Here is a 26,394-nt window from a genome sequence, read left to right as displayed (position 1 = left end):
AAAAGCTCTCAAAACCGCCGTGATTGGGGGGCGAGGACGACGCCGGAGGAGGCAGGGTCGACCCGACAGCGCTTCGCGGCCTCGCCAGCCCAGCTATTCCCGCACCCGCTCCAGCTTCTGCAGGCACCGCGTGGCCCGCACCACGGCCGGCATCTCCTGATCTCCGAAGCTGGCCTTCCAGTTGGTGACGCCGACCTCGCCGACATAGATGTCGCCCTTCGAGTCGAGCGCGAGGCCATGTGGTGCCAAAAACTTCCCGCTGGCAACGCCTGGCCCGTTCTCGCCGCCGAGCCGCGCGATGCGGTTGCCCTTGGCGTCCACGATCGACAGCCGCGGGCCGAGATTGGGCACGTTGCGGTTGATGTCGAGGCCGGGTCCGAGCTCGCCGATCACGAAGGTCGGGCTCTTGGCCCCACCGCAGCAGCATAGCGCGCAGGGGCGATGCAGATTGTTCCACTGCGTCTCGTACTTGCCCTCGCCATTGAAGACCTGCACGCGGTGGTTCTCGCGGTCGGCGACATAGACCCAGCCGTCTGCATCGGTGGCGATGTTGTGCACGATGTTGAACTGGCCGGGATCGGTACCGGGCTCGCCCCAGCTCTTGAGCAGCCTGCCGTCCGGCGTGAACTTGTGCACGCGTGCATTGCCATAGCCGTCGGAGACGTAGATCTCGCCCTTCGGCGACAGCGCGGTGTGGGTGCAGCGATGGAAGGGCTCGCCGCTCATGAACGGCGACGGCTTCTCTGGGATGCCGATCGTCAGCAGCACCTTGCCGTCGGTGGTGCATTTGCGCACGGTGTGGTCGCCGTCATCGGTGCAATAGAGATTGTCGCCGGCATCAATGTGCAGGCCGTGCGCGCGGGAGAACAGGCCTTCGCCCCAACTCCGGAGGAAATTGCCCTCGCGATCCAGCACCACCATCGGATGGGCCCCGCGGTTGAAGACGTAGACGCGGTCCTTGCTGTCGACGGCGACCGAGGCGACGTCAGTTAGCGTCCAGCCGTCGGGCAGCTTCGCAAAATTTTCGACGACGTGGTAGCGGTGCTCGCCGGTGCCGAGAATGGCTGGCATTGATCTTTCCTTCCTTTAGCTGCGTCTGACCCGCTGGTCTGCGCTCGCAATGACGAGGGGCTCAAGCCGTACCCGCCTCACGCCCCAAAATACCTTCCTCGATCGCCTTGATCTGGAGCGCGAGATATTTCGAGTTGATCCGGCACTGCGCGAGGCTGCCGGCGATGAACCAGAGACCGGGCTGCCCGGTGCGCGTATACATGTTGCGCAGCTCGAACCCGTCGCCAAAGCCCCAGACCGGTCCGACGCGGTCGGCGACGCCGTCGCCGAACAGTTTTTGCACCAGATATTCCTGCGGCTTGTAGCCGGTGGAGAGCACGATGAGGTCGGCCGCGATCATCGAGCCGTCCTTCATCCGAGCGCCTTCGGTCGTGAAGCTCTCGATGTCTGCAAACTGCCTGAGCCCGATCGCTCCCTCGACGATCAGGTTGGAGCAGCCGACGTTAAAATAATAGCCACCGCCGCGAGTGAGGTATTTGAACTGCCAGCCGGTGCCGGCCTCTCCGAAGTCGAGCTTGAATCCGACGTTGCGCAGGCCGTCGAGCAGCTCCTTGTCGAGCTCCTTCGACTGCTCGGTCAGCATCACATGGGTTTTCTTCGCGAGCGGCGTCGGCATCGAGGTCGCGATCAGGTCGTTGTCCTCGAGGGTGCCTTCGTTGTAGGTCGCATAGGCGAGCTGGGCCGACGGCTCGATATTGGTGACCAGCGTCGGCGAGCGCTGCACCAGTGTCACCTCGGCGCCGCTGGAGCAGAGATCCTGCGCGATGTCGTGGCCGCTGTTGCCGGTGCCGATCACGATGGCGCGCTTGCCGGTCCAGTTCTCGCCGTCCTCGTAGCGGCTCGAATGCAGCAGCGTGCCTTTGAAATTGCTGAGGGTCGGAATATCAGGCACGTTCGCGATGCCGCTGACGCCGGTCGCCATCACTACATGGCGCGGCTGCATGGTGCGCTTGCTGCCGTCGGCGCGCCGCAGCGTGACGGTCCAGCAGCCCTTCGCGTCGTCGTAGGCGCCGCCCTCGAACTCGGTGCCGGTCCAGAAATCCAGCTCCATCGCGTCGACATAGGCTTCGAACCAGTTGGCGAGCTTGTCCTTCGGGATGTAGGTCGGCCAGTTCGGCGGGAACGGCATGTAGGGCAAATGATTGACCTGCACCTGGTTATGCAGGGTCAGCGCGTGATAGCGCTTGCGCCAATTGTCGCCGATCCGCGTCTCGCGATCGACGATCAGGGTGTCGATCTTCAATTGCTTCAGCCGTGCTGCAATCGCAAGGCCGGCCTGGCCGCCGCCGACCACCAGCACGGCAGGATCGCGATCGGCGTAGTCGCGCGCGGCGTTGCGCAAATCGAGCCAGTTCGGCCCGCGGAAATCGCGTGAATAGGCCTGCCCGCGCGGCCGCGACGTGCCGAGCTGCTCCTCGAAGCCCTTGAGTTCATCGAGCGCGGTCAGCAGCGTCCACGCCTTCAGCCGGTCGCCGTCGGCGGTATCGGGCACGAGCCGCACGATACCGCTGCCGCGGCCGGCCGCTGTCTCGAAATTGAAGATGGCCTCGATGTTGTTGGTGCCGGCGCGCGTGACCCAACGCGGCGCCGCGCGGTTCGGCGCGATCGTGAAGCTGGTCGGCGCCGCCTGGGGCGCGAGCGCCGTCAGCGCTTGTGCGATCTGATCGTGGCCAGCGATCGTTTGCAGGTTCCAGCTCAGCGCCAGCACATCGCGCCAAAAACTGTCGGCGAGGAAGAGATGGTCGAGTGCGGCCGGATCAGGCTTGCCGAGCGTGCGCTCGAACTCATCGAGCCAGCCTTGTGCGGAGACGGAAATATCCTTCGTCTTGTCCAGCATGCGCGACCTCGTGGCCGTCTTGGCGGCGTTTCCTCTGAGGTTGACGCTATACTGGTTCGACAGGCCTCGAAAGCGGTTTACCCGAGCAGCGAGAGCATGTGGCCCTGCTCCGGCGGAATACGCCCTTTCAGCGTATCGAGAAACACCTGCCGCACCGCGTCGGGGCCGCGGCCCTCGACCACGGTCAGGCTCCTCTCCAGGAGCGGCGCAAAACCCGACCATGCCGCGCCAAAGCGCTGCTCGATGCCGCCGGGGCCCCATTCCTTGGCGCGCTTGCGGATCTGGTCGGGCGCGAAGAACCAGCGTGGCTTTGCACCGGGCAGCGCGCCTTCGTCGGGCTCGGTGGCGCGATGCGTCAATCCGACGCGTACGGAGCATTTCATCCGGTCGCCGAAGTGCCGATGCAATCCGGCGCGCAGCGCGCTGTTGCCGGCCATGTCGACGAAGGCGACCGGCGCATCCGATGGCAGCGACGCAATGCGGTCGTAGGTGACGACCTCGTCATAGCAACCGAGCGACGAGACAAAGTCGACATTGCCGGCGGACGTCAGCCCGATCACCTTGCGGCCGCGGGTGTGCAGCAGATGGGCGAGGCCGAACGCGGTCTTGCTCGAGGCGCTGGAGAGCAGCACGGTGCGTGCGCCGAAGTCGTCGTTCTCGGCCAGAAAGTCGTCGACCAGGAACGACAGCATGAACAGCGGCCGCAGCAGCGCCTGGTAATCGCCCTTCCTGCCGGCGTAAGCGGGATCGCCGCTGACGCGCGCATAGGCGTTGTAGACCGGCGCCACGCCCTGCCGGTGTGCGGCACCGTCGCGAAGGCCGCGCTTGTTCACGTCGGTCGCCTCGATGACGAGATGCGTTGCCATCGGGAAATAGCCGAACAGGCGCTCGCCCACGGCGACGTCCGGATGCCTGGAGGCGATCACCTCGCCAAAGCCCCATACCGGAATGTTGCCAAAACCGTTCGGCGCGGGAAAGAGCTGCCAGTATTTCAACTCATCGCCCATCACCGCATAGGTGATGTTGTTGGCGGTGAAAGCGAAGCGGTCGACCTTCACGAGCAGTGCGTCAGTGGGCAGTACATCCGGGCTCGGGAGCTCGGTCGCTATGGTCTTGCACTGGTCGAGGTCATCTTTCGCAACGACGAAGTCGATCGATGTCATGGCTTTGATCCCGGCTCTGTCCGCGCCGGCATCTCATCATTCACCGGCGATCCTTTTGCAACAGCAACATAGTTTTAAACGCTGTTTGCAGCCGTTCGTTACGCGCCGGCGCGCGCGTGGCCCGCCCAATATGGCTCGCGCAGCTTGCGCTTGAAAATCTTTCCCGTCGCCTCGCGCGGCAGCGCGTCGCGGAATTCGACGTCCTTCGGCACCTTGAAATTGGCAAGCCGGTCGCGCAGGAACGATCGGACGGCGTCGGTCGAGAGTTCGGCACCCGGTTCAGGCTCGACAAAGGCGCACAGCCGCTCGCCATATTCGGCGTCGGGAATGCCGAACACGGCGCAGTCGCGCACCCCTGGCATTGCGATCAGCGCGTTCTCGATCTCGGCGGGGTAGATGTTGACGCCGCCTGATATCACCATGTCGCGCTTGCGGTCGCACAGGAACAGATAGCCGTCCGCGTCGAGATAGCCCACGTCGCCGACGCTGACGAGACCGTCGCGGCCAGCCTCGGCGCGCGCCTCGGCCTTGCCGTGATAGTCGAAATCGGGCACCGAAGCCTGCCGCATGTAGATCTCGCCGGGTTCGTTGACGTCGCACGGGCTGCCGTCGGCGCGGAAGATCTTGACGACACCGCCCTCGATGGCGCGGCCGACGGTGCCGGGCTTCTTCAGCGCCTCCGCCGCGGAGTGCCACACCGGAATCCCGGTCTCGGTCGAGCCGAAATATTCGTTGATGACGCCTCCCCACCAATCGATCATCGCCTTCTTCACGTCGGGCGGGCAGGGTGCCGCGCCATGAACGACAAAGCGCAGCGAGGACAAGTCGTAACGCCGCTTCATGTCGTCGGGCAGCCGCAGCAGGCGCACGAACATCGTCGGAACCATGTGCATGTGCGTGACGCGATGGCGCTCGACCAGTTGAAGCAGGTCTTCGGGATCGAAGCGCGGTTCCAGCACGATGGTGCAGCCACTGCGATAGGCCAGCATGCCGTAGGAGTGCGGAGCGGAATGGTACATCGGGCCGTTCATCAGCACGACCTGATCCTCGTTCGGTTTCACGCCATAGGCGATCGCCCCGACGCGCTCGGAGGCCGCGACCTGCTCTGGGCGCATCGGCATGCGCCGCACCCCCTTCGGCATGCCCGTCGTGCCCGACGTGTAGAACATCGGCGCGCCGCGGCGTGGCGGCTGGGTGAGTTCCGCCTGGCTGTCCCGCCATCTGTCCCAATCGGTCAATCCGTCCGGCACCCTTGTGAGCGCGGCGGGGATGTCGAACGCGCCGGCGATCTCGGGCGGCGTCGGCACGACCATCAGCGCCAGGCCCTCCGGCAGGCCGTCGCGAATCTGCGGCAGCAGGTCGGCATGGCAGATCAGGATGTCGGCGCCGCTGTCGGCCAGGATATAGCGGACCTCGGCGGCCTTCAGGTGCCAGTTGATCGGCACCACCGGTCGGCCGAGCGCGGCGGAAGCCGCGACCACCTCGAACAGGGCGAAGTCATTGCGCAGCATCATGGCGACCGGCGCGCCCTCGCGCCCGCCGAGCGTGCTGATCCCGCCTGCGGCCCGTCTGATCCGCGCATGGAGTTCTGGATAATCGATCCGGCGCTCGCCGCTGATGATCATGGGACGTCCTCTACCGGTCATCGAGAATGTCGCCGAACGGCACCCAGCTCTTGCCGTTGAAGCGGCGGAGCTGAAGCTGCTGGAACGGCAGATAGTCGTCCGGACCGGTCGACACGCTCATTCCGGGCAACAGCAGCGGCAGCTTCACCTCTTTCAGCGACGCGGCCTGCTTCAAGATGTTGTCGCGGCTGACATCGTCCTTGCAGGCTTTCAGCACCGTCATCAGCAGCGTGGCATAGTGATAGCCCGCCGCGTAGTTGGAGTTCGAGAGGTCCGCGGTCGGCATGTATTGCTTCATGAAGGCGAAATATTCCTTCACGCCGGGATCGCTGGCCCATTGCGGGTCCATCGTGTCCTTCTGGTTGCTCGACGAGATCAGGCCGACCGCATTGTCCAGCCCCGCCGGTTCCAGGAACGAGATCGAGGAGGCCGAGGTCGGCACGAAGAACAGCTCGGGCTTCCAGCCGATCTCGGCCACGCCCTTGATCATCTGCGAGGTGAATTTTCCGAGCACGACGCCAAACAGCACGTTGGCGCCTGAGGCCTTCAGGGTCGAGAGCTGCGAGCTGATCGTCGGCGCGCTGGTCTCGTAGCTCGCCTCCGCGATGATCATGCCGGCAGCTTTAGGCCCGAGCGCGCGCTTGAAGCCCGCGACATAGTCACGGCCGAAATCGTCGTTCTGCGACAGGATTGCGATCTTGGCGTCGGGCTTGGCCTGCAGGATGTACTTGGCATAGACCACGCCCTCGGATTCATAGGCGGCCATGCCCGGCATCGTCCACGGGTTCTTCTGCGGATCAGCCCATTTGGTGGCGCCCGAGAGCACGAACAGCTGCGGCACCTTCTTGGCGTTGAGGTAGCGCTGCACGGCGCTGTTGGTGGCGGTGCCGAGCGAGCCGAACATCATCAGCACCTCGTCCTGCTCCACGAGCTTGCGGGTCTGCTCGACCGTCTTCGGCGGCGAGTAGGCGTCGTCCAGCGTGACGAACTTGACCTTGCGGCCGTTGATGCCGCCTTCGGCGTTGACCTTCTCGAAGAAGGCTTCCTGGGTCCGTCCGATCGCGCCGAAGCCGGAGGCTGGCCCGCTATAGGGCAGGGTCTGCCCGATGCGGATCTCGCCGTTGCCTTCGGCATGGGCGCTGCCCGCTGCGAGCGCCAGCAACGACATGCCGATCAGTGCGGCTGCCAGCTTCATGGTGTCCTCCCGTTTGTCTTGTCAGTCCAATTTTCTTGTCGGGCCAAGCCGTCAGGCGCTGGCGCGCAGCATGAAGTCGTGACGCGCCTGATCGAATTCACCCTTCATCCGGTCGACCAGCTCGGCGACTGGAGGCGCATCCAGGATCTGGCCGATGCCCTGGCCGGATCCCCAGATGTCGCGCCACGCCTTGGATTTCATGTTGCCGCCGGAACCGAAATTCATCTTCGTCTTGTCGGCGACCGGGAGATTGTCCGGATCGAGCCCGGCGGCGGCGATCGAGGGGCCCAGATAGTTGCCGTGCACGCCGGTGAACAGGTTGGTGTAGACGATGTCGTGCGCGGCGTGCTGCGTCAGCGCGGACTTGTAGGCTTTGTCGGCATTGGCTTCCTGCGTCGCGATGAAGCGCGTGCCTATATAGGCGAGGTCGGCGCCCAGCGTCAGCGCGGAGGCGATGCCAAAACCGTCGCTGATTGCGCCCGACAGCAGGATCGCGCCGTCGAACCATTGCTTGACCTCGCGCACCAGCGCGAACGGCGAGAGCGTGCCGGCATGGCCGCCGGCGCCGGCGCACACCAGGATCAGGCCGTCGACACCTTGCTCCGCGGCCTTGCGGGCATGCTTGACGTTGATGACGTCGTGGAACACCAGCCCGCCATAGGAATGCGCGGCCTCGACGATCTCGGCCGGCGGTCGCAGCGAGGTGATGATGATGGGCGCTTTGTGTTTCACACAAGTCTCCATGTCCTTCATCAGCCTGTCGTTGGAGGCGTGGCAGATCTGGTTGACCGCATAGGGCGCAACCTTCTTGCCGGGATTGCGCGATTTGTATTCGCCGAGCTCGTCCTCGATGCGGCTCAGCCACTCGTCGAGCTTCTCGACCGGACGCGCGTTGAGCGCCGGAAACGAGCCGACGACGCCGGCCTTGCATTGGGCGATCACCAGCTCCGGGCCGGAAACGATGAAGAGCGGCGAGCCGACGACGGGCAGCTCCAGATTGTTCTTGAGCAGAGCGGGCAGTGCCATCCGATCCTCCTGACGACGCGCGTCAACGGCCTGCCGGCCGGGGGTGAGCGCTTCCATGTCGATTGTCGCGCCGGCGGGGTGTCCGCCGCCCAGCGCTTTGATCCCACTATAGGGTTGGACGGCGGGTAGCGGATCGTTCAATATTGAACAAGCGCATATTCAGATTTGTACGGAGCCGGCGGTGGATTGGGATCTCTGCAAGACCTTCGTCGCGGTCGCCGATACCGGAAGCTTCACTGCGGCGGCAAAGCGTCTGCACGCCAGCCATCCGACCGTCAGCCGCAAGATCGCGGCGCTGGAGGCGCAGCTCGGCACCAAGCTCCTGGCGCGGGCCGCCGATGGCTTTGTGCTCACCGCCGACGGACGTACGCTGCGTGAGCATGCCGAGGCGATGGCGGCTGCCGCACTTCGCGCCGAAGCCGCCGTTGGCGCCGGCGGTCGCAAGGCGCGTGGCACGGTCAAGCTGTCGATCGGCGCGACGCTGGCCTCGCACTGGCTGATGCCGCGGCTCAGATCGTTTCTGGGCGCGCATGACCACATCCGGCTCGAGATCATCACCCATCCGTTTCCGGCCAGCGTGCGCCGGCGGGAGGCCGACGTCGTGCTGCGCCCGGTCGATAGCGGCGAGGAAAACCTGGTCGGCCGCAAGATCGGCCGTCTCGGCACCGGCTTCTATGCCTCGCGCGACTATGCCGCGGGCCGGTCCTTGCCGGAGCGGAGCGGCGAGTGGAAGGGGCACAGCGTCATCGGCTTTGCCGACCAGGATTCGAACGCGCAGCTTGCGCGCTGGAGCGATGCGATCACCCGGCAAGGCACCATGGTGATGCGCTGCTCGTCGCAGGGCGACATGCTGGCCGCGGTGCGCGCGGGAATAGGAATCTCCGCGCTGTCCTGCTTCGTCGCGGAAAGCTATCCGGACCTCGTGCGCGTCGCGCCGCAGAAACTCGTCAGCGTCGCCGATCTCTGGCTGCTCGCCCATCCCGATCTGGTCGAGTTGTCCGCAGTGCGCGCCGTCATCGACTTCGTGGCCGAATGCGCCCGTGCCGATCGCGAGCGGCTGCGGGGCTAGGGCTGGTTGCCGATGACACCTTCACGCTTCTTCACTGCGCGGTAGTAGCTCCACCACAGATGCGCGGCTGCTCCGCGCAGCGGCCGCCAGGGTTCGGCGAGCGGCGCCATCTGCTTTTCCGTCGGCCGCGCCTTGAGCCCCAGGCCAACTTTGATCCCCTCCTGAACGGCGATGTCGCCGGCCGGCCAGGCATCGCCGTGTCCGAGGCAGAACAGCAGATAGACATCGGCCGTCCACGGACCGATGCCGGGCAGTGTGATCAGCGTATGGTGCGCGGCCTCGGCGTCTTCTTCGGCGAGCACGTCGAGATTCAGCCGCTGCGCGCCGATCTCGCGCGCGAGATGTTTCAGCGTCTTGATCTTGGCGGCGGACAGGCCAAGCCGTCCCAGCCGGTCGGTGCGCGCGCGGCGCACCGCCTCATGGTCGAACGGATCGAAGGCGGCGGACAGCCGTCCCCAGATCGCCGCGGCGCTCGCCGTGGAGAGCTGCTGCCCGCAAACGATGTGGGCGAGCCCGGTAAAACCCGGCTCACGCCGCCGCAGAGCGGGCATGCCGGCGATCTCGAGCACGGGCTTGAGGCGCGGATCGCGCTTGATCAGCGCGTGGACGGCCTCTTCGAGATCGGACTGGGTTTCGAGGTGGACGGTCATGGTGGCTCAACTTTTCATGCGCGGGCTTGCCGTCTCTGCTAGGGCTACGCCGGCTCAATACCGAGAAGCCCGCCGAAGCCTTCGGCGTAGGCGGGACCCGCGCATCCATCTCCTATCGTAACAGAGTCCTGGAAGATGGATTGCCGGGTCAAGCCCGGCAATGACGAATACACCGAGAACTCATGCCACCCGTTTTCCGATTTGCCCCCAGCCCGAACGGCCCGCTGCATCTCGGCCACGCCTACTCGGCGCTGCTCAATTTCGACCGCGCGCGCGCGACAGGCGGGCGGCTGTTGCTGCGGATCGAGGACATCGACGCGACGCGCTGCCGGCCCGAATATGAGACGGCGATCTACGAGGATCTTGCCTGGCTTGGGATGACCTGGGAGACGCCGGTTCGCCGGCAGTCGGAGTATCTTTCCGACTATCGCACCGCGCTCGAAAAACTCTCTGCGCTTGGTCTCGTCTATCCCGCGTTCGAAAGCCGCGCGGAGATCGCCAGGCTCGTGGCCGCGCGCGAGGCCGCTGGGCCATGGCCGCGCGACCCCGACGGTGCGCCGCATTATCCCGGCACTGCGAAATCGTTATCCGTTGATGAGCGAGCCCGGCTGATCGATTCCGGCGCGCCTTATGCGCTCCGGCTCGACATGGCGTGCGCCTGCCGACGCGTTTCCGGTCTGACCTGGAACGAGCTTGGCGAGGGGCCCGATGGCGCGCGCGGCATCGTCCAGGCGCAGCCGGAGGCCTGGGGTGACGTCATCCTCGCCCGCAAGGAGACGCCGACCAGCTACCATCTGTCCGTCGTCGTCGACGACGCGCTTCAGGGCATCGGCGAGGTTGTGCGGGGGCAGGACCTGTTTCACGCCACCTCGGTCCACCGCCTGCTCCAGGTTCTGCTCAGTCTGCCGGAACCCGCCTACCGCCACCACGCGCTGATTCGCGACGGTGAAGGGCGGAAACTGTCGAAGTCGAGTCGCTCGACCGGTCTGCGGGAGTTGCGCGCTGCCGGCGCCACGCCCGCCGGCATCCGCCGGCTGGTGGGATTAGGTTAAGTTTCTCTGGGGGTTAGCAAAACGCCGCCGTGACTCCAGGGGTTCCGCCGTGCCATGCTTGCTTGAGAGCCCGGGGTTCGAAGGGGATCTTCGAAGGGGATTCATGGCGGCGAAAACGCGCCCAGCGCGCACCACGCGAACGTCCAGGCGACCGCCTCGGAAGCGGTCCGGGGCGGCCGGCCGGTTGCGCATGCGCGACGCCAAGGCCGTGGCGCCGGACGTGGTCCAGGCCGCACTCGCCGCCTTCGCCCATGAGGTCCGTACCCCCCTGACCGGCATTCTCGCGATCAGCGACCTGCTCGCCACCTCCGATCTCGGCGAGCGGGAGCGGCGCTGGGCCGACACCATCAAGGCCGGTGCCGAGCATCTGGCGAGCCTTGCCACCCTGTTCGTCGATGCCGCCAGAACCGGCAAAGGGGCAGGCAAGGGCGGAAGTGCCTTGCGGCAAGATTTGTTCGACCTGCGCGCGCTCGCCCGCAGCGCCGGCGATTCGCTCGCCGGACGCGCCGCGGCCAAGGGCCTCCAGGCCGAGGTCGATATCTCCGAGAAGCTGCCGGGGCTGGTGGTCGGCGATCCCGTCCGCCTGCGCGCCGCGCTCGAGAACCTGATCGACAATGCCGTCAAATTCACCGAGCAGGGCGGTGTCGCGCTCGCGGTCGCGCCCTGGCGTCCCGCCAAAGGTAAAGCGAAGGGCAAGGCAAAAGAGAAGAGCAGGGTCGGGGTCGCCTTCGCGGTGTCCGACAGCGGCATCGGCCTGACCATGGCCGAGATCAAGCGGCTGTTCCGCCCCTTCACCCAGGCCAATGTCACCATCGCCTCGCGCTTCGGCGGCGCAGGCCTGGGCCTTTCCTCGGTCAAGCAACTGGCGCGCGCGATGGGCGGCGACATCACCGTCGCACCGCGGCGCGGCGGCGGCGCCACCTTCACGTTGACCATGTCGCTGGACGCGACGGAATCGCGCAAGTCCCGCAAGTCGAAGGGCGAAGCCGAGGCGGATGCGATGGCCGCGCTGCGCGTCCTCAGCGTCGAGGACAACCCGTTCGGCCGCGTGGTGCTCAACACCATCCTGACCGAGCTTGGCCATCATGCCGAGTTCATTGGGCGCGGCGAGGACGCGGTGAACCGGCTCGCGCAGGGCGCGTTCGATGCCGTGCTGATGGATATGGTCCTGCCTGGCATCGACGGCGTCGAGGCCATCAGGCGGATCCGGACCATGCCGGCGCCGCTGGCTCAGATCCCCATCATCGGCGTGTCCGGCCGTGGCGAGGACGAGGCGGCCTCGCGCGAGGCGGGCGCCGACGCCTTCCTGGTCAAGCCTGTGTCTCCGAGGGCCTTAGCGACTGCGCTGCTTGAAGCGAAACGCCGTGAGGAAGCCGCGACTTGATGATCGCGGCGTTGAGCTCGCCGCCGTAGACGAAGATCGCGGCGATGAAATACAGGAACACCAGCGCGATGATCACCGAGGCGAGCCCCGCATACATCGTCACGTAGTTGTTGGCGAAGCGCGCCAGATATTGGCCGAACACGACGCCCGAGATCAGCGACGCCATGATGGTGAAGACGATGCCGGGCAGGATCTGGAGGAAGCCGCGCCGTCCCGCCGGCAGCCAAGCATGCAGGATGATCAGCGCCACCACCAGCGCGCCCACGGTGATGCCGTAGCGCAGCCAGGTGAGGATGCTCTCGTTGGACTCGACGAACAGCGGGATATGGCGCCGCGCCGCCTCGATGAAGAGCGGTCCGAGCACGATCAGGAACGCCATGGCGAGCGCGGTGAAGGCCGCGACCAGCGTGTAGCCGATCGATTCAAGGCGCAGCCAGTACCAGCGCCGCATCTCCACCACCGCATAGGCGCGGTTCAGCGCGACGCGAAGCGCCTCGACGCCGTTGGAGGCGAAGTACACCGACAGCGCGGCGCCGATGGTCAGCACGCCGGTGCGGGTCGTGGTCAGCACGTCGTGGACTTCCCCCGAGATCGAATCGGCGACCTGCTTGGGCCAGACCTGAAGCATCAGGCTTGCGGCCTGATCGGCAAGTTCCTTGGAGCCGAAGAAGCCGGCGAGCGAGGTCAGCACGATCAGGAACGGGAACAGCGCCATCAGGGTCGACAGCGCGATATGGCTCGCGATCGCCCAGCCGTCGTCGGCGAGGAATGTGTAGAACGCATCCATCACGACGACGTAGATGTAGCGGATTGCTTTCACGTGCCACCTACACCGCTGCTCTCTCCCCCTGCGCACAGGGAGAGGCCGGGAGAGCAGGCAACGGGTGCAAATCGGAAATCATCGCGCTACCATCTGATATTATTGGCCCAAAAGCCAGTTCGCGAAGCGCCTCGCCGTCATTCCGGGCGCGATGCTTCGCATCGCCCCGGAATGACGGCGGGGGTTGCCGCGGCACCATGGCGCATTTGCAAGCACGGTGTTATCACCCCCCAATGGCATCTCTCCTGAGTACTTTCATCCTGCCGGTAGCAGCTGGCGCCGTGGCGTTGGTGCTGCTGCTCGGTCTCGTCAACATGATGCGTGGCGGTTCGCCCAACACCTCGCAGAAGCTGATGCGCTGGCGTGTCCTGCTTCAGTTCGTGGCGATCGTCATCGCCATGCTCGCGGTCTGGGCGATGGGGCGATAAACATGGTCACGCTCAACCGCATCTACACGAAGACCGGTGACGACGGCACGACAGCGCTCGGCTCGGGCGAGCGCCGTCCGAAATACGATCTGCGCATCGAAGCCTATGGCACCGTCGACGAGACCAATGCCGCGATCGGCGTGGTGCGGCTCCAGACGCACGACATGCCCGAACTCGACGCGATGCTCGGCCGGATCCAGAACGATCTGTTCGATCTCGGCGCCGATCTCGCGGTGCCCGAGCGCGAGGGCAAGGCCGAGCGGCTGCGGGTGGTGGCAAGCCAGGTCGAGCGGCTTGAGCGCGACATCGACGCGCTCAACGACAGACTGGCGCCGCTGACCTCCTTCGTGCTGCCCGGCGGCACGCCGGCCGCAGCCTACCTCCATGTTGCCCGTACGATTTGCCGCAGGGCGGAACGCGTGATGGTGGAACTGGCGGCTCGGCCCGACGAGCCCGTGGGCGCTGCTGGCATCCAGTATATGAACCGCCTGTCGGACTTCCTGTTCGTCGCCAGCCGTGCCGCGAACCATGACGGCGCCGGCGACGTGCTCTGGGTTCCGGGCCAGAATCGCTGACCCATTGAGATCAGTATTTCTAAGGTCTAAAATTTGGCCCTGTCGCGCGTTGACCGGGCCGGATCAGGCCTTTAGGTTCCGCGCCAGTTGATAACCCCCCTCCCAAATTGAGTGAAAGAGGATCGATGAAGGTCTTGGTGCCGGTAAAGCGGGTGGTTGATTACAACGTCAAGGTCCGCGTCAAGGGCGATGGATCGGGCGTTGAACTCGCCAACGTGAAGATGTCGATGAACCCGTTCGACGAGATCGCGGTCGAGGAAGCGTTGCGCCTGAAGGAAGGCGGCAAGGCCACCGAGGTCGTGGTGGTTTCCATTGGACCGGCGCAGGCGTCGGAGACGATCCGCACCGGTCTCGCCATGGGCGCCGACCGCGGCATCCTGGTGAAGGTCGAGGGTACCGTCGAGCCGCTCGCGGTCGCCAAGATCCTGAAGAAGGTTGCGGAAGAAGAGCAGCCCGGCCTGATCATCCTCGGCAAGCAGGCGATCGACGACGACAGCAACCAGACCGGTCAGATGCTGGCCGCGCTGCTCGGCTGGTCGCAGGCGACCTTCGCCTCGAAGCTCGAGGTCGAAGGTTCTGACTTCAAGGTCACCCGCGAAGTCGACGGCGGCCTGCAGACCGTCAAGCTGAAGGGACCGGCGATCGTCACCACCGATCTTCGTCTCAACGAGCCGCGCTATGCCTCGCTGCCGAACATCATGAAGGCGAAGAAGAAGCCGATCGCGGAGAAGGCCGTCGCTGACTACGGCGTCGATGTCGCCGCGCGTCTCGAGGTTCTCAAGACGACGGAGCCGGCGGGCCGCAAGGCGGGCGTCAAGGTCAAGGACGTCGCCGAGCTGGTGTCGAAACTCAAGAACGAAGCCGGGGTGCTCTGATGACGACGCTTCTGATTGCCGAACACGACAATGCGTCGCTGAAGGATGCGACCAACAAGGCCCTGACCGCGGCTGCTGCGCTCGGCGCGGATGTCGACGTGCTGGTCGCCGGCCAGAACGCCAAGGCTGCGGCGGATGTCGCCGCCAAGCTTGCCGGCGTGAAGAAGGTGCTGCTTGCCGACGGCGAGACTTACGCGCACGATCTCGCCGAGCCGCTGGCCGCGCTGATCGTCTCGCTGGCTTCCGGCTATGACGCGATCGTCGCGCCCGCGACCTCGCGCTTCAAGAACGTGATGCCGCGTGTCGCAGCCCTGCTCGACGTCATGCAGGTCTCCGAGATCACCAAGGTGGTCGCCCCCGACACCTATGAGCGCCCGATCTATGCCGGCAACGCCATCCAGACGGTGAAGTCGAAAGACGCCAAGAAGGTCATCACGGTGCGTACCTCGACCTTCGCGGCGGCGGGTGAAGGCGGCAGCGCCGCTGTCGAGAACGTCGCTGCGGCGGCCGATCCGGGCCTGTCGTCCTTCGTCGGCGAGGAAGTCGCCAAGAGCGACCGCCCCGAGCTGACCTCGGCCAAGATCATCGTCTCCGGTGGCCGTGCCATGCAGAGCCGCGAGAACTTCGCCAAGTACATCGAACCGCTCGCCGACAAGCTCGGCGCCGGCGTCGGTGCCTCGCGCGCGGCGGTGGACGCCGGCTATGCGCCGAACGACTGGCAGGTCGGCCAGACCGGCAAGGTGGTGGCCCCCGAACTCTATGTCGCGGTGGGCATTTCCGGCGCGATCCAGCATCTGGCCGGCATGAAGGACTCCAAGGTGATCGTCGCGATCAACAAGGACGAAGATGCGCCGATCTTCCAGGTCGCCGATTACGGCCTGGTCGCCGACCTCTACCAGGCGGTTCCGGAGCTGACAGCCGAACTCGGCAAGCTCGGCAAGTAAAACGCGCTAAAAACACCGGCCGGAGGTATAAACTCCGGCCGGTGTTTCTTTTTTGAGGCGTTTTCTTTGGCGTGGGGCACGCCGGGGAAGCGATCCAATCTAGGTTTCGAGCCAAGGTTCTGATCTAATCGAGCTTCTGATTAAGTCAGACCTCCCGGCTTGGGGGAGAGGCAGGCGCGCCATGCGCGCCGTTCCGGTGGATGACATTATGGCGGCAGTGATCAAGAAGGTCGGCGTGATCGGCGCGGGTCAGATGGGCAATGGCATCGCGCATGTCGCGGCGCTGGCCGGCTTCGACGTGGTGCTCAACGACGTCTCGGCCGACCGCCTGAAATCAGGCATGGCCACCATCAACGGCAATCTGGCGCGCCAGGTCTCCAAGAAGGCCGTCAGCGAGGACGACAAGACCAAGGCGATGGCGCGCATCAAGCTCGCCGAGAAGCTCGACGACCTCGCCGATTGCGACCTCGTGATCGAGACCGCGGTCGAGAAGGAAGAGGTCAAGCGCAAGATCTTCCACGAGCTCTGCGCGATATTGAAGCCGGAGGCGATCGTCGCCTCCGATACCTCCTCGATCTCGATCACGCGGCTTGCCGCCGCCACCGACCGCCCCGAGCGCTTCATCGGCATTCACTTCATGAATCCGGTGCCGCTGATGGAGCTGGTCGAGCTGATCCGCGGCATCGCCACCGACGACCAGACCTTCGAGGCGTCCAAGGAATTCGTCGGCAAGCTCGGCAAGCAGGTCGCGGTCTCCGAGGATTTCCCGGCCTTCATCGTCAATCGCATCCTGCTGCCGATGATCAACGAGGCGATCTACACGCTGTATGAAGGCGTCGGCAATGTCGAGGCCATCGACGCGGCGATGAAGCTTGGCGCGCATCATCCGATGGGCCCGCTCGAACTTGCCGATTTCATCGGGCTCGATACCTGCCTGTCGATCATGCAGGTGCTGCACGAGGGCCTCGCCGACTCGAAATATCGCCCGTGCCCGCTGCTGGTGAAATACGTCGAGGCCGGCTGGCTCGGTCGCAAGACCCAGCGCGGCTTCTACGACTACCGCGGCGCCAAGCCGGTTCCGACCAGGTAAGGCGGCGGCACCGTGACAATTCATGTCGCGTTAACCCATCGCGCCTAGGTTACGACCGGTAAGAGGGTTTGCGTAATGGACATGATGGCGATGGTCAGCACCATGCTGGCCGCTCAGCAAGGCGCGCTCCAGTCGAATATCTCGGCGACGCTGATGAAGCAGAACGCGGATATGGAGAAATCCACCGTGCTGACTCTGCTCGGCGCCGGACAGCCCTCGCTTGCCAATGTCGGCGCTGGCGTCGGCGGCAACCTGAATATCACCGCCTGAACTCTTAAAGCGACGCGGCGGCCTTGCCCGTCGCGGCCCGGATCAGCTTGAGCGCGTCCTCGCTGGCCCATTCCGCCGGCCCCGCGATCGTCGCGATCTCGCAGCCCTGCGGGTCGACCAGCACCGAGGTCGGCATGCCCAGGGCCCGGCCTATCGCTTTAAGATCCTGGAAAACCTTGGCTTTCTGGTCGCTAAAATAGCCGAGCCGGGTCAGATTGGCCTCTTTCAGGAACGTCCTGGGCTTCTCGGCATCGCGGGTGTCGATGTTGATCGCCACCACCTCGAAATTCGGGCCCGAAAGCTTGCCCTGGAGTTCGTCCAGTGCCGGCATTTCCTTGCGGCAGGGCACGCACCAGGTGGCCCAGAGGTTGACCAGCAGCGTCTTGCCGCGGAAATCGGACAGCTTCTTCGGCTTGCCGTCGGCGTCCTCGAAAGTGAGGTCGGGCAGCTTTAGCGGCGCGCTCGCCATGGTCAGGGCGGCCACCTCGCCATGGGCGAGGGGGGCGATTTTTTGCGCCGTTGCCACTGCAGCCCGGCAGGTCGGATCGCCGGATGGGGCCCGGCTCAGGCCCAGCCCGTACAGCGCGGCGAAGCCGGCCAGCCCCCCGATCGCCACGGTGGCGATGACGAGGGGGATCCGGCGCGTGGCGGAGGGCGTCTTGTCGAGCATATCGTTTGTCATCCGGTCGCAGATATGGCTATCAGGGGCCTCTTAATACGGCTGGCAGCAGTCAGCAAACATGCGGCAGCGACGAGCAAGGCGTGAGCAGGGGATCATGAGCAACAAGATGTGGGGCGGCCGGTTCTCGGAACGTCCCGACGAGATCATGGAAGAGATCAACGTCTCCATCGACGTCGATCGTCACCTCTTCGCCCAGGACATTGCCGCGTCCAAGGCGCACGCCGCGATGCTGGCCAGCCAGGGCATCATCACGGGCTCTGATGCGAAAAATATCGGCAAGGGTCTAGACACGATTTTGTCAGAGATCGGCAAGGGCGGCTTCACGTTCAAGCGCGCGCTCGAGGACATTCACATGAATGTCGAGAGCCGCCTGTCGGAGCTGATCGGCCCCGCCGCCGGCCGCCTGCATACCGCGCGCTCGCGCAACGACCAGGTCGCGACCGATTTCCGTCTCTACGTCCGCGACGTCCTCGACGAGACCGATGCCGCGCTTGCCGCGTTCCAGGCGTCACTGGTCAATCGCGCGCTCGAACACGCCGCAACCGTCATGCCCGGCTTCACGCATCTCCAGACCGCGCAGCCCGTGACCTTCGGTCATCATCTGCTCGCCTATGTCGAGATGGCGGCGCGTGATCGCGGCCGTTTCCAGGATGCGCGCAAGCGGCTCAATGAATCCCCGCTCGGCGCCGCGGCGCTGGCCGGCACCTCGTTCCCGATCGACCGCCACGCCACGGCCAAGGCGCTCGGGTTCGATCGGCCGATGGCGAACTCGCTCGACGCGGTCTCCGACCGCGATTTCGTGCTGGAGACGCTGTCGGCGGCCTCGATCTGCGCCGTGCACATGTCGCGCTTTGCCGAGGAGATCGTGATCTGGACCTCGCCGCTGGTTGGGCTGATCCGGCTCAGCGACAAGTTCACCACCGGCTCGTCGATCATGCCGCAGAAGCGCAATCCTGATGCCGCCGAGCTCGTGCGCGCCAAGACCGGCCGCGTCATCGGCGCGCTCAATGGCCTCCTGATCGTGATGAAGGGCCTGCCGCTCGCCTATCAAAAGGACATGCAGGAGGACAAGCAGGGCGCGATGGAGGGCTTTGCTGCCCTGTCGCTCGCGATCCGCGCCATGACCGGCATGGTCCGCGATCTCGTGCCCGACGAAGCGAAGATGAAGGCGGCGGCGGGCGAGGGCTATGCCACCGCGACCGACCTTGCCGACTGGCTGGTGCGGACGTTGAAGATGCCGTTCCGCGACGCCCACCACGTCACCGGCCGCATCGTCGCCAAGGCCGCCGAGGGCGGGGTGGCGCTGCACGAGCTGCCGCTCAAGGATATGCAGGCGGTCGAGCCCAGGATCACCAAGGACGTGCTCGGCGTGCTTTCGGTCGAATCGTCGGTGAAGAGCCGGACCAGCTTCGGCGGCACCGCGCCGAAGAACGTGGCGTCGCAGGCCAAGGCCTGGGCGAAGCGGCTGGAAAAAGAGCGAAAATCGGGCTGAGGGGAAAAATTTCGCTTATGTTTCATGGTCATCCGGCTCTCGCCAGAGCGCGCCAATCTCTGTATGGTGCGCCCCGCGTAGTGGGGATTTCGTCGTGACGTCAAAGTTTCGCCCGGCCGGCTCGGGGTGGGCCATCATTGTCTTGAGCCTGACGGCGCTCGCGCTTGCCGGCTGCGGCCGCAAGGGCCCGCTGGATTTGCCGCCGACCGCCTCCAGTGCGCCCACGGCCAATGTCGCAGGTCCAACCGACACCGAGACCGAAACCGAGAGGACGCCGAGCGTGTTCAATCCCACCTACGGCGCGGACGCGGGGCCTGCCGCCACCAAGGGCAAGAAGAAACCGTTCATTCTCGACCCGCTCCTGGACGACAAGCCCAGCAGATAGGCTGGGGCAACCGAGCCAACGCCATGAACCATTTCGACTATCGCAACGGCGTGCTGCACGCCGAGGCCGTGAACCTGTCCGAGCTGGCCGCAACAATCGGCACGCCGTTCTATTGCTATTCGACCGCGACGCTCGAGCGGCACTATCGCGTCTTCGCTGACGCCTTCGCCGGCGAGAAAGTGCTGGTCTGCTACGCCATGAAGGCGAACTCCAACCAGTCGGTGCTGCGCACGCTGGCCAAGCTCGGGGCCGGTGCCGACGTGGTCTCCGGCGGCGAATTGAAGCGTGCGCTGGCCGCCGGCATTCCCGCCAGCAAGATCCTGTTCTCCGGCGTCGGCAAGACCGAAGCCGAGCTGCGTGCCGCGCTCGCCGCCGACATCCTCTGCCTCAACGTCGAATCCGAGCCCGAACTGGAATTGCTCTCGCGCCTTGCGACCGAGATGGGCAAGACCGCGCGGATCTCCATCCGCGTCAATCCCGATGTCGATGCCGGCACGCACGCCAAAATCTCGACCGGCAAGTCCGAGAACAAGTTCGGCATTCCGATCGCCTATGCCCGCGAGGTCTACGCGCGCGCCGCAAAGCTTCCGGGCATCGAGGTAACCGGCACCGACGTGCATATCGGCAGCCAGATCACCAATCTCTCCAAGATGGAGATCGCGTTCCGCATCCTCTCCGAATTCGTGCAGACGCTGCGCTCCGACGGCCACAACATCTCGCATGTCGATTTCGGCGGCGGCCTCGGCATTCCCTATTACATGGACCGGGAGGCGCCGCCGGCGCCCGATGCCTATGCCGCCATGGTCAAGCGCGTCAGCCACAACCTCGGCTGCACGCTGATGTTCGAGCCCGGCCGCATGATCGTCGGCAACGCGGGCATCCTCGTCGCCAAGGTGATCTATGTGAAGCACGGCGACGGCAAGAATTTCGTCATCATCGACGCCGCCATGAACGATTTGATCCGCCCGACACTGTACGAGGCGCATCACGACATTCTGCCGGTGACGCAGCCGGCCAAGGGCGGCGCCACGATCCTGGCCGACGTCGTCGGCCCGGTCTGCGAGACCGGCGACTATCTCGCGCTCGATCGCACGCTGCCGACGCCGAAGCCGGGCGATCTCCTCGCCATCATGACCGCCGGCGCCTATGGCGCGGTGCAGGCCGGCACCTACAACACGCGGCCGCTGGTGCCCGAGGTGCTGGTGAAGGGCGATCAATACGCCGTGGTGCGCCCGCGCATCGAGGTCGAGCAGCTGATCGCGATGGACACGCCGGCGCCGTGGCTGTGAGTTGGCGAAGCCGGCTCAACAACTGCGGTGTCGTCCCCGCGTAGGCGGGGATCCATAACCTCAGGGAGTGGTCGTAGGCGAAGCCGGTAACTCCGAGTCTTCGCCACAGTTTCCCTGTGGTTATGGGTCCCGGGCTCGCGCTTCGCGCGCCCCGGGACGCCGAGCTGAGTGTGTGGCGCTACTTCCCCGCCAATCCACCCTTCGCTCCGCCAACCACCACCCCCGCCTTCTTCTCGATCGGCTTGATTGCCGCGGTGAAATCGGAATCGGCGCCTTCCGCGCTGATGACCGTTTCCCACAGCCGCCCGACCGCATCGGCGACCTCCATCGACAGGCCGAGCTGCTTCATCTCCTCCAGCGCCAACCGCACGTCCTTCACCATCAATCCGGTCGCGAAGCCGAAGTCGAACGTCCGCGGCAGCACCGAGCGCGGAAACTTGTCGCGGCTCGCGGTGTTCATGCCGGAGCCGGCATTGATCACGTCGATCATCACGGCGGGATCGAGCCCCGCCTTGACGCCCATCACCACGGCTTCCGAGGTCGCCACCATCGCGGTCGCCGACAGGAAATTGTTGGCGAGCTTCATGGTCTGCGCCGCGCCCGGCTTCTCGCCGATGAAGAACACTTTTCCGATCACGTCGAGCGCTGGCCTGAGCAGCTCGAACTCGGCTTTGGGGCCGGACACCATCACCGCCAGCGTGCCCTTCTCGGCGCCGCCGACGCCGCCGGAGACGGGGCAGTCGATCTGCACGATGTCGCGTCTTGCCAGGAGGCCGTGAATCTTCGTCGCCATCGTCGAGCCGACGGTGGAGAGATCGATGAAGCGCTTTGCGCGGCTCCCTTCGATCACGCCGTTCGCACCCGTCGCGACTTCGAGCGAGGCCTGCAGCGAGGGCAGGCTCGCCATGACCGTCTCGACTTGGTCGGCGACGTCCTTCGGCGAGGTTGCAGCGGTGGCACCGCGCCCCACCAGCTTGTCGACGACCTCCTTGCGGGTGTCGAACACGACGAGCTTGTGTCCTGCCTCGATCAGCCGCCGTGCCATCGGGAAACCCATGTTTCCGAGGCCGATGAATCCGATGTCCATGGAGTTTCCCTATTTCTTCTTCGTTGTTGTGAAAGATGCTTGTTCCATCTGCGATGTCGTCCCGGGGCATCGCGAAGCGATGAGCCCGGGAACCATAACCCCAGGAAGGAGTCGTCGTGCGAAGGCGATCACTCCGAGTCCCGCAACCACATCGTCCTGTGGTTATGGGTCTCGCGCTCGCGCCTTGCGTGCCCCGGGACGATGATAAAGAGAGTCTCTCTCACGCCTTCCCGTCGATCTCCGCGAACACTTCGCGCGCGATGCGAAAACTGTCGACTGCGGCGGGCATGCCGCCGTAGATCGCGACCTGCATCAGGATCTCGCGGATCTCGTCGCGGGAGACGCCATTGGTCAGCGCGCCCTTCAGATGCGCGCGAAACTCGTGCTGGCGGTTGAGGATCGCGATCATGGCGATGTTGAGCATGCTGCGGGTCTTGCGCGGCAGCTCCTCACGGCCCCACACGGTGCCCCAGCAATATTCGTTGAGCATCTCCTGGAACGGACGGTTGAAATCGTCGACGTTCTTCAGGGCATTGTTGACATAGGCCTCGCCCAGCACCGCTTTGCGGACTTCCAGGCCCTTGTCGTGCATCTTCTTGTCCATGGCTTTCCTCTGTTTCCCTTGCGTTTCCCTTGGGAATGGCGCGCGGAAATTACGGGGTTGCGCCCGGCCAGTCACGTCCTCGTGTTATGCGGGAAAAGGGGTGTCTCCCGTACGGGAACGGATGCCTCAGTGCTGCCGTTGTGGTAGGCTTCTCTACCGGGCAACCTGGAGAGTTGATTGAACGGCGTCACCCCCGACCCGTCAGACCCGATCCGCGATGGCGACGCTCTGTCGCGGCTGAAGCTGGCGCAGGCCCTCGATCGGGCCATTTATGCCATCGCATGGGAACGTGCCTGGCCGCATCTGGCGCGGGTGCTGACTGTTGTCGGCCTGTTCCTGGTGGTGTCGTGGGCCGGCCTCTGGCTGGTGTTGCCGTCCGTCGTCCGTGCCATCGGTCTCGTGGTTTTTGCCGGCATCGCAATCGCCGCCGTTCTCCCGTTAATTCGTTTCCGCTGGCCCACCCGTGAGGAGGCCCTGAGCCGGCTCGACCGTGGCTCCGGCATCCGTCACCGCCCGGCGACGACGCTGACGGACACGCTGAGCTCGAAGGACCCGGTCGCGCTGGCGCTGTGGCAGGCGCAGCGCGAGCGCACGCTGGCCTCGCTCAAGCGCATCCGTGCCGGCTTGCCGCGTCCGCGCCTTCCTCTGCACGATCCCTGGGCGCTGCGCGCGCTGGTCATGGTGATGCTGGTTGCGACCTTCTTCGCCGCCGGCGACGAGCGCGCGATGCGGTTAGGTGCCGCGTTCGACTGGAACGGCGTGCTGGCGCCCACCAACGTCCGCGTCGATGCCTGGATCACCCCGCCGCTCTATACCGGCAAGCCGCCGGTCATCCTGTCGGCCGCCAACAAGGAGGCCGCAGCGCTGCCCGCCGGCGGCCCGCTCGCAGTTCCGGCCGGCTCGACCCTGATCGTGCGCTCCTCCGGTAGCAGCCTCGATGTCGCCACCTCCGGCGGCCTCAAGGAGGTCGCGCCCACCGAGGCCGCCCCGAAGGGCACCAACGAGAAGCATTTCACCATCGCGGGCGACGGCACCGCGCATGTCCGCGCGCCCTCGGGCCAGCCGCAATGGGCCTTCACCGCGACGCCGGACCGCGCGCCGACGATCGCGCTCGCCAAGGATCCCGAGCGTCAGGCCTACGGCTCTTTGCAGCTCTCCTACAAGATCGAGGACGATTACGGCGTCACGGGCGCCGCGGCTCAATTCGTTCCGCGCGCAGCCGAAGACAAGGACGGAACCAAGGACGCGGACGGCAAGGCCGCGCGGCCGCTGTTCGAGCCGCCGCAATTCGCACTCACCCTGCCCAATGCGCGGACCCGCAACGGCGTCGGCCAGACGGTGAAGGACCTCAGCGAAGATCCCTATTCCGGCGCGGACGTCACGCTGACGCTCACCGCCAAGGACGAGGCCGGCAACGAGGCGAAGAGCGAGCCCTTCAACATGCGCTTGCCGGGGCGGCTGTTCACCAAGCCGCTCGCCCGCGCGCTGATCGAGCAGCGCCGCATCCTCGCGCTCGACGCCAACAAGAATTCCGACGTCTATGCCGCGCTCGACGCGCTGATGATCGCGCCCGAAATGTTCACCCCGGAGGCCGGGCAATATCTCGGCCTGCACAGTGTCGCACGCCAGCTCGAGGCCGCGCGCACCGACGACTCCCTGCGGGAGGTCGTGGCCAGCCTGTGGGCGCTTGCGGTAACGATCGAGGACGGCAACATCAGCGATGTCGCCAAGGCGTTGCGCGCGGCGCAAGACGCGCTCAAGCAAGCGCTTCAGCGCGGCGCAAGCGACGAAGAGCTCAAGAAGCTCATGGACAATCTGCGGACCGCGCTGGACAATTACATGCGCCAGTACGCGCAGCAGATGCGCAGCAATCCGCTGGCGCGGCCGGCCATCGGCCTCGACGACCAGATGAAGCGCATCGAGCGGCTGATCCAGCGCGGCAACCGCGAAGCGGCGGCGCGCGAGCTGGATCGCCTGGCCCGCGCGCTGGAAAATCCTCCGGGGCCGCCCAGCGCCGAGCAGAAAGAGATGGACGAGATCGCGCGCGAGCTGAACGATCTGCTCCGCGAGCAGAACGCGCTTCGCGACGAGACGGACCGGCAGAGCAAGGACTCCAAGCGCGGTCAGCGCACAAAACCTCTGCCGCCCAAGGTCGCGGAGATCCTGCGCAAATCGAGAGAGCTGCGGCAGAAGACGCGCGGCGCGAGCAGCGATCAGCTGGAGGACCTGGCAAAGCAGCAGGACGCCTTGCGCGAAGAGCTCAGGACCTGGCGTGAATCCCAGGGAGCGAGGTAGCCCATGAAATACACCTCAATCTGGCGGAACGGGAAGGTCGCGCGCGGAAGGCTCGCCACGGCTTGTCTCGCGCTTGTGCTCTCCTGTTCCACGGCTTCGATCTGCCTGGCGCAGTCGTCGCGCGCCGACCAGAAGAGTCTGGACGCACTGCTCGACAGCGCCGAGCGGTCGATGAAGCAATCCGCCGACAGCCTGAAGGATAAGAATTCGGACGAGAGCATCGGCCAGCAGTCCAGGGCTATCCGGGACATGGAGAAATATCTCTATCCCGACCCGAACGATCCCTCGGCGTCGCGCGAAGGGTCGCAGGATACTCAGGGCCGGCAGGAGCAGCTGAAGAAGCGGCTGGAGGCCCTCAAGAAGAAGCTCGCCGAGATGGGCTTGCAGCAGGATGGTCAGAAAGGCCAGCGCGGGCAGAAGCAGCCGGGGCAGCAGGGTCAACAAGGTCAGCAGGGCCAAGGTCAGGGTCAGGACGGCGATCAGGATGGCGACGATGGCTTCGACGCCGCCGAGAACGCCATGGGAGACGCCGGCAATCAGATCGGCGAAGGCGATGCCGACGGTGCGACGGCGTCGCAAGGCAAGGCCATCGACGCCCTGCGCAAGGGCATGCAGGATCTCGCCGACGCGCTCGGCGGGCAGCAGAACGGCGAAGGCCAGGATCCCGGCGACGGTGACGGCCCCGGACAGGCGGTCGGCCGCCAGCAGAGCGGCGGCGAACGGACCGACCCGCTGGGTCGGCCGCTCCGCGGCAAGGAGTATAGCGACGACTACACGGTCAAGATTCCCGGCGAGATCGATGCCCAGCGCGCGCGCCGCATCCTCGAAGAGCTCCGCCGCCGCCTGAGCGATCCCGCGCGTCCGCAGATCGAGCTCGATTACCTCGAGCGTCTGCTGAAGGATTTTTAAAGGCGACCTGGTCTACGGGCCAGTGGCGTCCAATCCATCACCGTCACCCTGAGGTGCGAGCCGCGGTGCGTAGCAGCGCGAGCGAGACGAGCGACGGCCCGGCTGCATCGGGGCCGTCCATCCTTCGAGGCTCGCGTTCCGCGAGCACCTCAGGATGACGGTCAATAATGTAGCTGTTGTTGAGACGTTACGCCTTCTTCGCTGCCAGCGCGTCCGCGACCGCCGTACGGATGTCGGCGACCGAGAACGGCTTGGTCACGACGTCATGCACCAGCGCATTCAAGTTCGACGCGCGCTCGCGCTGGTCGGCAAAGCCGGTCATCAAGAGAATGGTCAGGTCGGGGAAATCGCGCGCGGCGGAGAGCGCGAGCGCGATTCCGTCCATCACCGGCATCTGGATGTCGGTGAGCAGGAGATCGAATGCGCCGTCCTCGCGGGTCAGGATTTCCAGCGCCTCGGCGCCGTCCTGCGCGGTGACGATCTCGTGGCCGTCCATGGCGATGGCGCGCGCCACCAGCTGGCGCATCGAATCCTCGTCGTCGGCGATCAGGATTTTGGGCATGAGACCAACCTTGGG

26 protein-coding genes are annotated in these 26,394 nt (G+C 65.5%); 14 read left to right on the top strand and 12 right to left on the bottom strand.

The genetic code is table 11. The annotated features are described in order from the left end of the window. Positions 1 to 93 precede the first annotated feature (93 nt). The 6 genes from JQ627_RS13060 to JQ627_RS13035 form a co-directional block, all read right to left on the bottom strand. Positions 94 to 1,071 carry a peptidyl-alpha-hydroxyglycine alpha-amidating lyase family protein gene (locus JQ627_RS13060; protein ID WP_212484613.1) on the bottom strand — a complete coding sequence of 326 codons (978 nt, stop codon included), beginning with the start codon at positions 1,069 to 1,071 and terminating at the stop codon, positions 94 to 96. A gap of 61 nt (positions 1,072 to 1,132) precedes the next feature. Beyond that, complete coding sequence (locus tag JQ627_RS13055) at positions 1,133 to 2,908, bottom strand: NAD(P)/FAD-dependent oxidoreductase (RefSeq protein ID WP_212484612.1); 1,776 nt, start codon at positions 2,906 to 2,908, stop codon at positions 1,133 to 1,135. 77 nt (positions 2,909 to 2,985) lie between these two features. Next, positions 2,986 to 4,071: a DUF2855 family protein gene (locus JQ627_RS13050; RefSeq protein ID WP_212484611.1), complete on the bottom strand. Its 1,086-nt coding sequence runs from the start codon at positions 4,069 to 4,071 to the stop codon at positions 2,986 to 2,988. 98 nt (positions 4,072 to 4,169) lie between these two features. Next, the gene (locus JQ627_RS13045) at positions 4,170 to 5,696 is read right to left on the bottom strand and encodes an acyl-CoA synthetase (RefSeq protein ID WP_212484610.1); all 1,527 of its coding nucleotides are present in this window, start codon (positions 5,694 to 5,696) and stop codon (positions 4,170 to 4,172) included. Between the two features lie 10 nt (positions 5,697 to 5,706). Beyond that, a complete protein-coding gene (locus JQ627_RS13040) occupies positions 5,707 to 6,891 on the bottom strand; it encodes an ABC transporter substrate-binding protein (protein WP_212484609.1) in 1,185 nt (394 codons plus the stop codon). Between the two features lie 51 nt (positions 6,892 to 6,942). Then, positions 6,943 to 7,917 carry a nitronate monooxygenase family protein gene (locus tag JQ627_RS13035; protein ID WP_212484608.1) on the bottom strand — a complete coding sequence of 325 codons (975 nt, stop codon included), beginning with the start codon at positions 7,915 to 7,917 and terminating at the stop codon, positions 6,943 to 6,945. Positions 7,918 to 8,098: 181 nt separating this feature from the next. Here JQ627_RS13035 and JQ627_RS13030 point away from each other — a divergent pair, with 181 nt between their 5' ends. Continuing rightward, the gene (locus JQ627_RS13030; RefSeq protein ID WP_212484607.1) at positions 8,099 to 8,986 is read left to right on the top strand and encodes a LysR family transcriptional regulator; all 888 of its coding nucleotides are present in this window, start codon (positions 8,099 to 8,101) and stop codon (positions 8,984 to 8,986) included. Here the strand turns inward: JQ627_RS13030 and JQ627_RS13025 are convergent. After that, entirely contained in the window at positions 8,983 to 9,636 is a 654-nt protein-coding gene (locus JQ627_RS13025) for a DNA-3-methyladenine glycosylase (RefSeq protein WP_212484606.1), read from the bottom strand. The genes JQ627_RS13030 and JQ627_RS13025 overlap by 4 nt on opposite strands. 182 nt (positions 9,637 to 9,818) lie before the next feature. Between JQ627_RS13025 and gluQRS the strand changes: the two genes are divergently transcribed. Together gluQRS and JQ627_RS13015 are read left to right on the top strand one after the other, a co-directional pair. Beyond that, a complete protein-coding gene (gene gluQRS / locus JQ627_RS13020) occupies positions 9,819 to 10,688 on the top strand; it encodes a tRNA glutamyl-Q(34) synthetase GluQRS (RefSeq protein ID WP_212484605.1) in 870 nt (289 codons plus the stop codon). Between the two features lie 103 nt (positions 10,689 to 10,791). After that, entirely contained in the window at positions 10,792 to 12,072 is a 1,281-nt protein-coding gene (locus JQ627_RS13015) for an ATP-binding protein (RefSeq protein ID WP_212484604.1), read from the top strand. Here the strand turns inward: JQ627_RS13015 and JQ627_RS13010 are convergent. Next, complete coding sequence (locus JQ627_RS13010; RefSeq protein WP_212484603.1) at positions 11,999 to 12,892, bottom strand: YihY/virulence factor BrkB family protein; 894 nt, start codon at positions 12,890 to 12,892, stop codon at positions 11,999 to 12,001. The two genes, JQ627_RS13015 and JQ627_RS13010, sit on opposite strands and share 74 nt — an antisense overlap. A 233-nt stretch (positions 12,893 to 13,125) precedes the next feature. On the opposite strand from JQ627_RS13010, the gene JQ627_RS13005 reads away from it, so the two are divergent. From JQ627_RS13005 to JQ627_RS12980, 6 genes are all read left to right on the top strand, one after another. Next, the gene (locus JQ627_RS13005) at positions 13,126 to 13,320 is read left to right on the top strand and encodes a twin transmembrane helix small protein (RefSeq protein ID WP_014491643.1); all 195 of its coding nucleotides are present in this window, start codon (positions 13,126 to 13,128) and stop codon (positions 13,318 to 13,320) included. Positions 13,321 to 13,322: 2 nt separating this feature from the next. Further along, positions 13,323 to 13,895 carry a cob(I)yrinic acid a,c-diamide adenosyltransferase gene (locus tag JQ627_RS13000; RefSeq protein ID WP_212484602.1) on the top strand — a complete coding sequence of 191 codons (573 nt, stop codon included), beginning with the start codon at positions 13,323 to 13,325 and terminating at the stop codon, positions 13,893 to 13,895. A gap of 125 nt (positions 13,896 to 14,020) precedes the next feature. Then, the gene (locus JQ627_RS12995) at positions 14,021 to 14,770 is read left to right on the top strand and encodes an electron transfer flavoprotein subunit beta/FixA family protein (RefSeq protein ID WP_014491645.1); all 750 of its coding nucleotides are present in this window, start codon (positions 14,021 to 14,023) and stop codon (positions 14,768 to 14,770) included. Then, positions 14,770 to 15,714, top strand: a complete 945-nt coding sequence (locus tag JQ627_RS12990; protein WP_212484601.1) for an electron transfer flavoprotein subunit alpha/FixB family protein — start codon at positions 14,770 to 14,772, stop codon at positions 15,712 to 15,714. The genes JQ627_RS12995 and JQ627_RS12990 overlap by 1 nt, the downstream gene beginning before the upstream one ends. Before the next feature lie 208 nt (positions 15,715 to 15,922). After that, complete coding sequence (locus tag JQ627_RS12985; protein ID WP_212484600.1) at positions 15,923 to 16,804, top strand: 3-hydroxybutyryl-CoA dehydrogenase; 882 nt, start codon at positions 15,923 to 15,925, stop codon at positions 16,802 to 16,804. A 75-nt stretch (positions 16,805 to 16,879) separates the two neighbouring features. Further along, positions 16,880 to 17,074, top strand: a complete 195-nt coding sequence (locus tag JQ627_RS12980) for a hypothetical protein (RefSeq protein ID WP_212484599.1) — start codon at positions 16,880 to 16,882, stop codon at positions 17,072 to 17,074. Positions 17,075 to 17,078: 4 nt separating this feature from the next. On the opposite strand, the gene tlpA is transcribed toward JQ627_RS12980, so the two are convergent. Further along, entirely contained in the window at positions 17,079 to 17,744 is a 666-nt protein-coding gene (tlpA, locus tag JQ627_RS12975) for a thiol:disulfide interchange protein TlpA (RefSeq protein ID WP_212484598.1), read from the bottom strand. 106 nt (positions 17,745 to 17,850) lie between these two features. Here tlpA and argH point away from each other — a divergent pair, with 106 nt between their 5' ends. From argH to lysA, 3 genes are all read left to right on the top strand, one after another. Then, positions 17,851 to 19,248, top strand: a complete 1,398-nt coding sequence (argH, locus tag JQ627_RS12970) for an argininosuccinate lyase (RefSeq protein ID WP_212484597.1) — start codon at positions 17,851 to 17,853, stop codon at positions 19,246 to 19,248. 94 nt (positions 19,249 to 19,342) lie between these two features. Beyond that, a complete protein-coding gene (gene lptM, locus JQ627_RS12965) occupies positions 19,343 to 19,633 on the top strand; it encodes an LPS translocon maturation chaperone LptM (RefSeq protein WP_212484596.1) in 291 nt (96 codons plus the stop codon). A 23-nt stretch (positions 19,634 to 19,656) separates the two neighbouring features. Beyond that, positions 19,657 to 20,922 carry a diaminopimelate decarboxylase gene (gene lysA / locus JQ627_RS12960; RefSeq protein WP_212484595.1) on the top strand — a complete coding sequence of 422 codons (1,266 nt, stop codon included), beginning with the start codon at positions 19,657 to 19,659 and terminating at the stop codon, positions 20,920 to 20,922. Between the two features lie 178 nt (positions 20,923 to 21,100). On the opposite strand, the gene JQ627_RS12955 is transcribed toward lysA, so the two are convergent. Then, positions 21,101 to 22,009: an NAD(P)-dependent oxidoreductase gene (locus JQ627_RS12955; RefSeq protein WP_212484594.1), complete on the bottom strand. Its 909-nt coding sequence runs from the start codon at positions 22,007 to 22,009 to the stop codon at positions 21,101 to 21,103. 220 nt (positions 22,010 to 22,229) lie between these two features. Beyond that, entirely contained in the window at positions 22,230 to 22,613 is a 384-nt protein-coding gene (locus tag JQ627_RS12950) for a carboxymuconolactone decarboxylase family protein (RefSeq protein ID WP_014491654.1), read from the bottom strand. A 177-nt stretch (positions 22,614 to 22,790) separates the two neighbouring features. Between JQ627_RS12950 and JQ627_RS12945 the strand changes: the two genes are divergently transcribed. Beyond that, positions 22,791 to 24,908, top strand: coding sequence for a TIGR02302 family protein (locus JQ627_RS12945; protein WP_212484593.1), 2,118 nt, complete (start codon positions 22,791 to 22,793; stop codon positions 24,906 to 24,908). A gap of 3 nt (positions 24,909 to 24,911) precedes the next feature. Then, entirely contained in the window at positions 24,912 to 25,817 is a 906-nt protein-coding gene (locus JQ627_RS12940; protein ID WP_212484592.1) for a DUF4175 family protein, read from the top strand. A gap of 187 nt (positions 25,818 to 26,004) precedes the next feature. On the opposite strand, the gene JQ627_RS12935 is transcribed toward JQ627_RS12940, so the two are convergent. After that, positions 26,005 to 26,379, bottom strand: a complete 375-nt coding sequence (locus tag JQ627_RS12935; protein ID WP_212484591.1) for a response regulator — start codon at positions 26,377 to 26,379, stop codon at positions 26,005 to 26,007. Positions 26,380 to 26,394: the final 15 nt, after the last annotated feature.

It is taken from the genome of Bradyrhizobium liaoningense (assembly GCF_018130785.1).
Lineage (GTDB): Bacteria > Pseudomonadota > Alphaproteobacteria > Rhizobiales > Xanthobacteraceae > Bradyrhizobium > Bradyrhizobium liaoningense_A.
The sequence above is the reverse complement of the archived record's forward strand: the minus strand, read 5'-3'. Positions and strand labels throughout refer to the sequence as shown.

Coding starts and splice junctions, on each gene's coding strand:
- JQ627_RS13005 (WP_014491643.1), top strand. CDS start 13,126: ATGGCATCTCTCCTGAGTACTTTCATCCTGCCGGTAGCAGCTGGCGCC.
- JQ627_RS13055 (WP_212484612.1), bottom strand. CDS start 2,908: ATGCTGGACAAGACGAAGGATATTTCCGTCTCCGCACAAGGCTGGCTC.
- JQ627_RS13040 (WP_212484609.1), bottom strand. CDS start 6,891: ATGAAGCTGGCAGCCGCACTGATCGGCATGTCGTTGCTGGCGCTCGCA.
- JQ627_RS12980 (WP_212484599.1), top strand. CDS start 16,880: ATGGACATGATGGCGATGGTCAGCACCATGCTGGCCGCTCAGCAAGGC.
- JQ627_RS12955 (WP_212484594.1), bottom strand. CDS start 22,009: ATGGACATCGGATTCATCGGCCTCGGAAACATGGGTTTCCCGATGGCA.
- JQ627_RS13060 (WP_212484613.1), bottom strand. CDS start 1,071: ATGCCAGCCATTCTCGGCACCGGCGAGCACCGCTACCACGTCGTCGAA.
- JQ627_RS13000 (WP_212484602.1), top strand. CDS start 13,323: ATGGTCACGCTCAACCGCATCTACACGAAGACCGGTGACGACGGCACG.
- JQ627_RS12950 (WP_014491654.1), bottom strand. CDS start 22,613: ATGGACAAGAAGATGCACGACAAGGGCCTGGAAGTCCGCAAAGCGGTG.
- tlpA (WP_212484598.1), bottom strand. CDS start 17,744: ATGCTCGACAAGACGCCCTCCGCCACGCGCCGGATCCCCCTCGTCATC.
- lysA (WP_212484595.1), top strand. CDS start 19,657: ATGAACCATTTCGACTATCGCAACGGCGTGCTGCACGCCGAGGCCGTG.
- JQ627_RS12940 (WP_212484592.1), top strand. CDS start 24,912: ATGAAATACACCTCAATCTGGCGGAACGGGAAGGTCGCGCGCGGAAGG.
- JQ627_RS12990 (WP_212484601.1), top strand. CDS start 14,770: ATGACGACGCTTCTGATTGCCGAACACGACAATGCGTCGCTGAAGGAT.
- JQ627_RS13025 (WP_212484606.1), bottom strand. CDS start 9,636: ATGACCGTCCACCTCGAAACCCAGTCCGATCTCGAAGAGGCCGTCCAC.
- JQ627_RS13035 (WP_212484608.1), bottom strand. CDS start 7,917: ATGGCACTGCCCGCTCTGCTCAAGAACAATCTGGAGCTGCCCGTCGTC.
- JQ627_RS13045 (WP_212484610.1), bottom strand. CDS start 5,696: ATGATCATCAGCGGCGAGCGCCGGATCGATTATCCAGAACTCCATGCG.
- JQ627_RS13050 (WP_212484611.1), bottom strand. CDS start 4,071: ATGACATCGATCGACTTCGTCGTTGCGAAAGATGACCTCGACCAGTGC.
- gluQRS (WP_212484605.1), top strand. CDS start 9,819: ATGCCACCCGTTTTCCGATTTGCCCCCAGCCCGAACGGCCCGCTGCAT.
- argH (WP_212484597.1), top strand. CDS start 17,851: ATGAGCAACAAGATGTGGGGCGGCCGGTTCTCGGAACGTCCCGACGAG.
- JQ627_RS12985 (WP_212484600.1), top strand. CDS start 15,923: ATGGCGGCAGTGATCAAGAAGGTCGGCGTGATCGGCGCGGGTCAGATG.
- JQ627_RS12935 (WP_212484591.1), bottom strand. CDS start 26,379: ATGCCCAAAATCCTGATCGCCGACGACGAGGATTCGATGCGCCAGCTG.
- JQ627_RS12995 (WP_014491645.1), top strand. CDS start 14,021: ATGAAGGTCTTGGTGCCGGTAAAGCGGGTGGTTGATTACAACGTCAAG.
- JQ627_RS13015 (WP_212484604.1), top strand. CDS start 10,792: ATGGCGGCGAAAACGCGCCCAGCGCGCACCACGCGAACGTCCAGGCGA.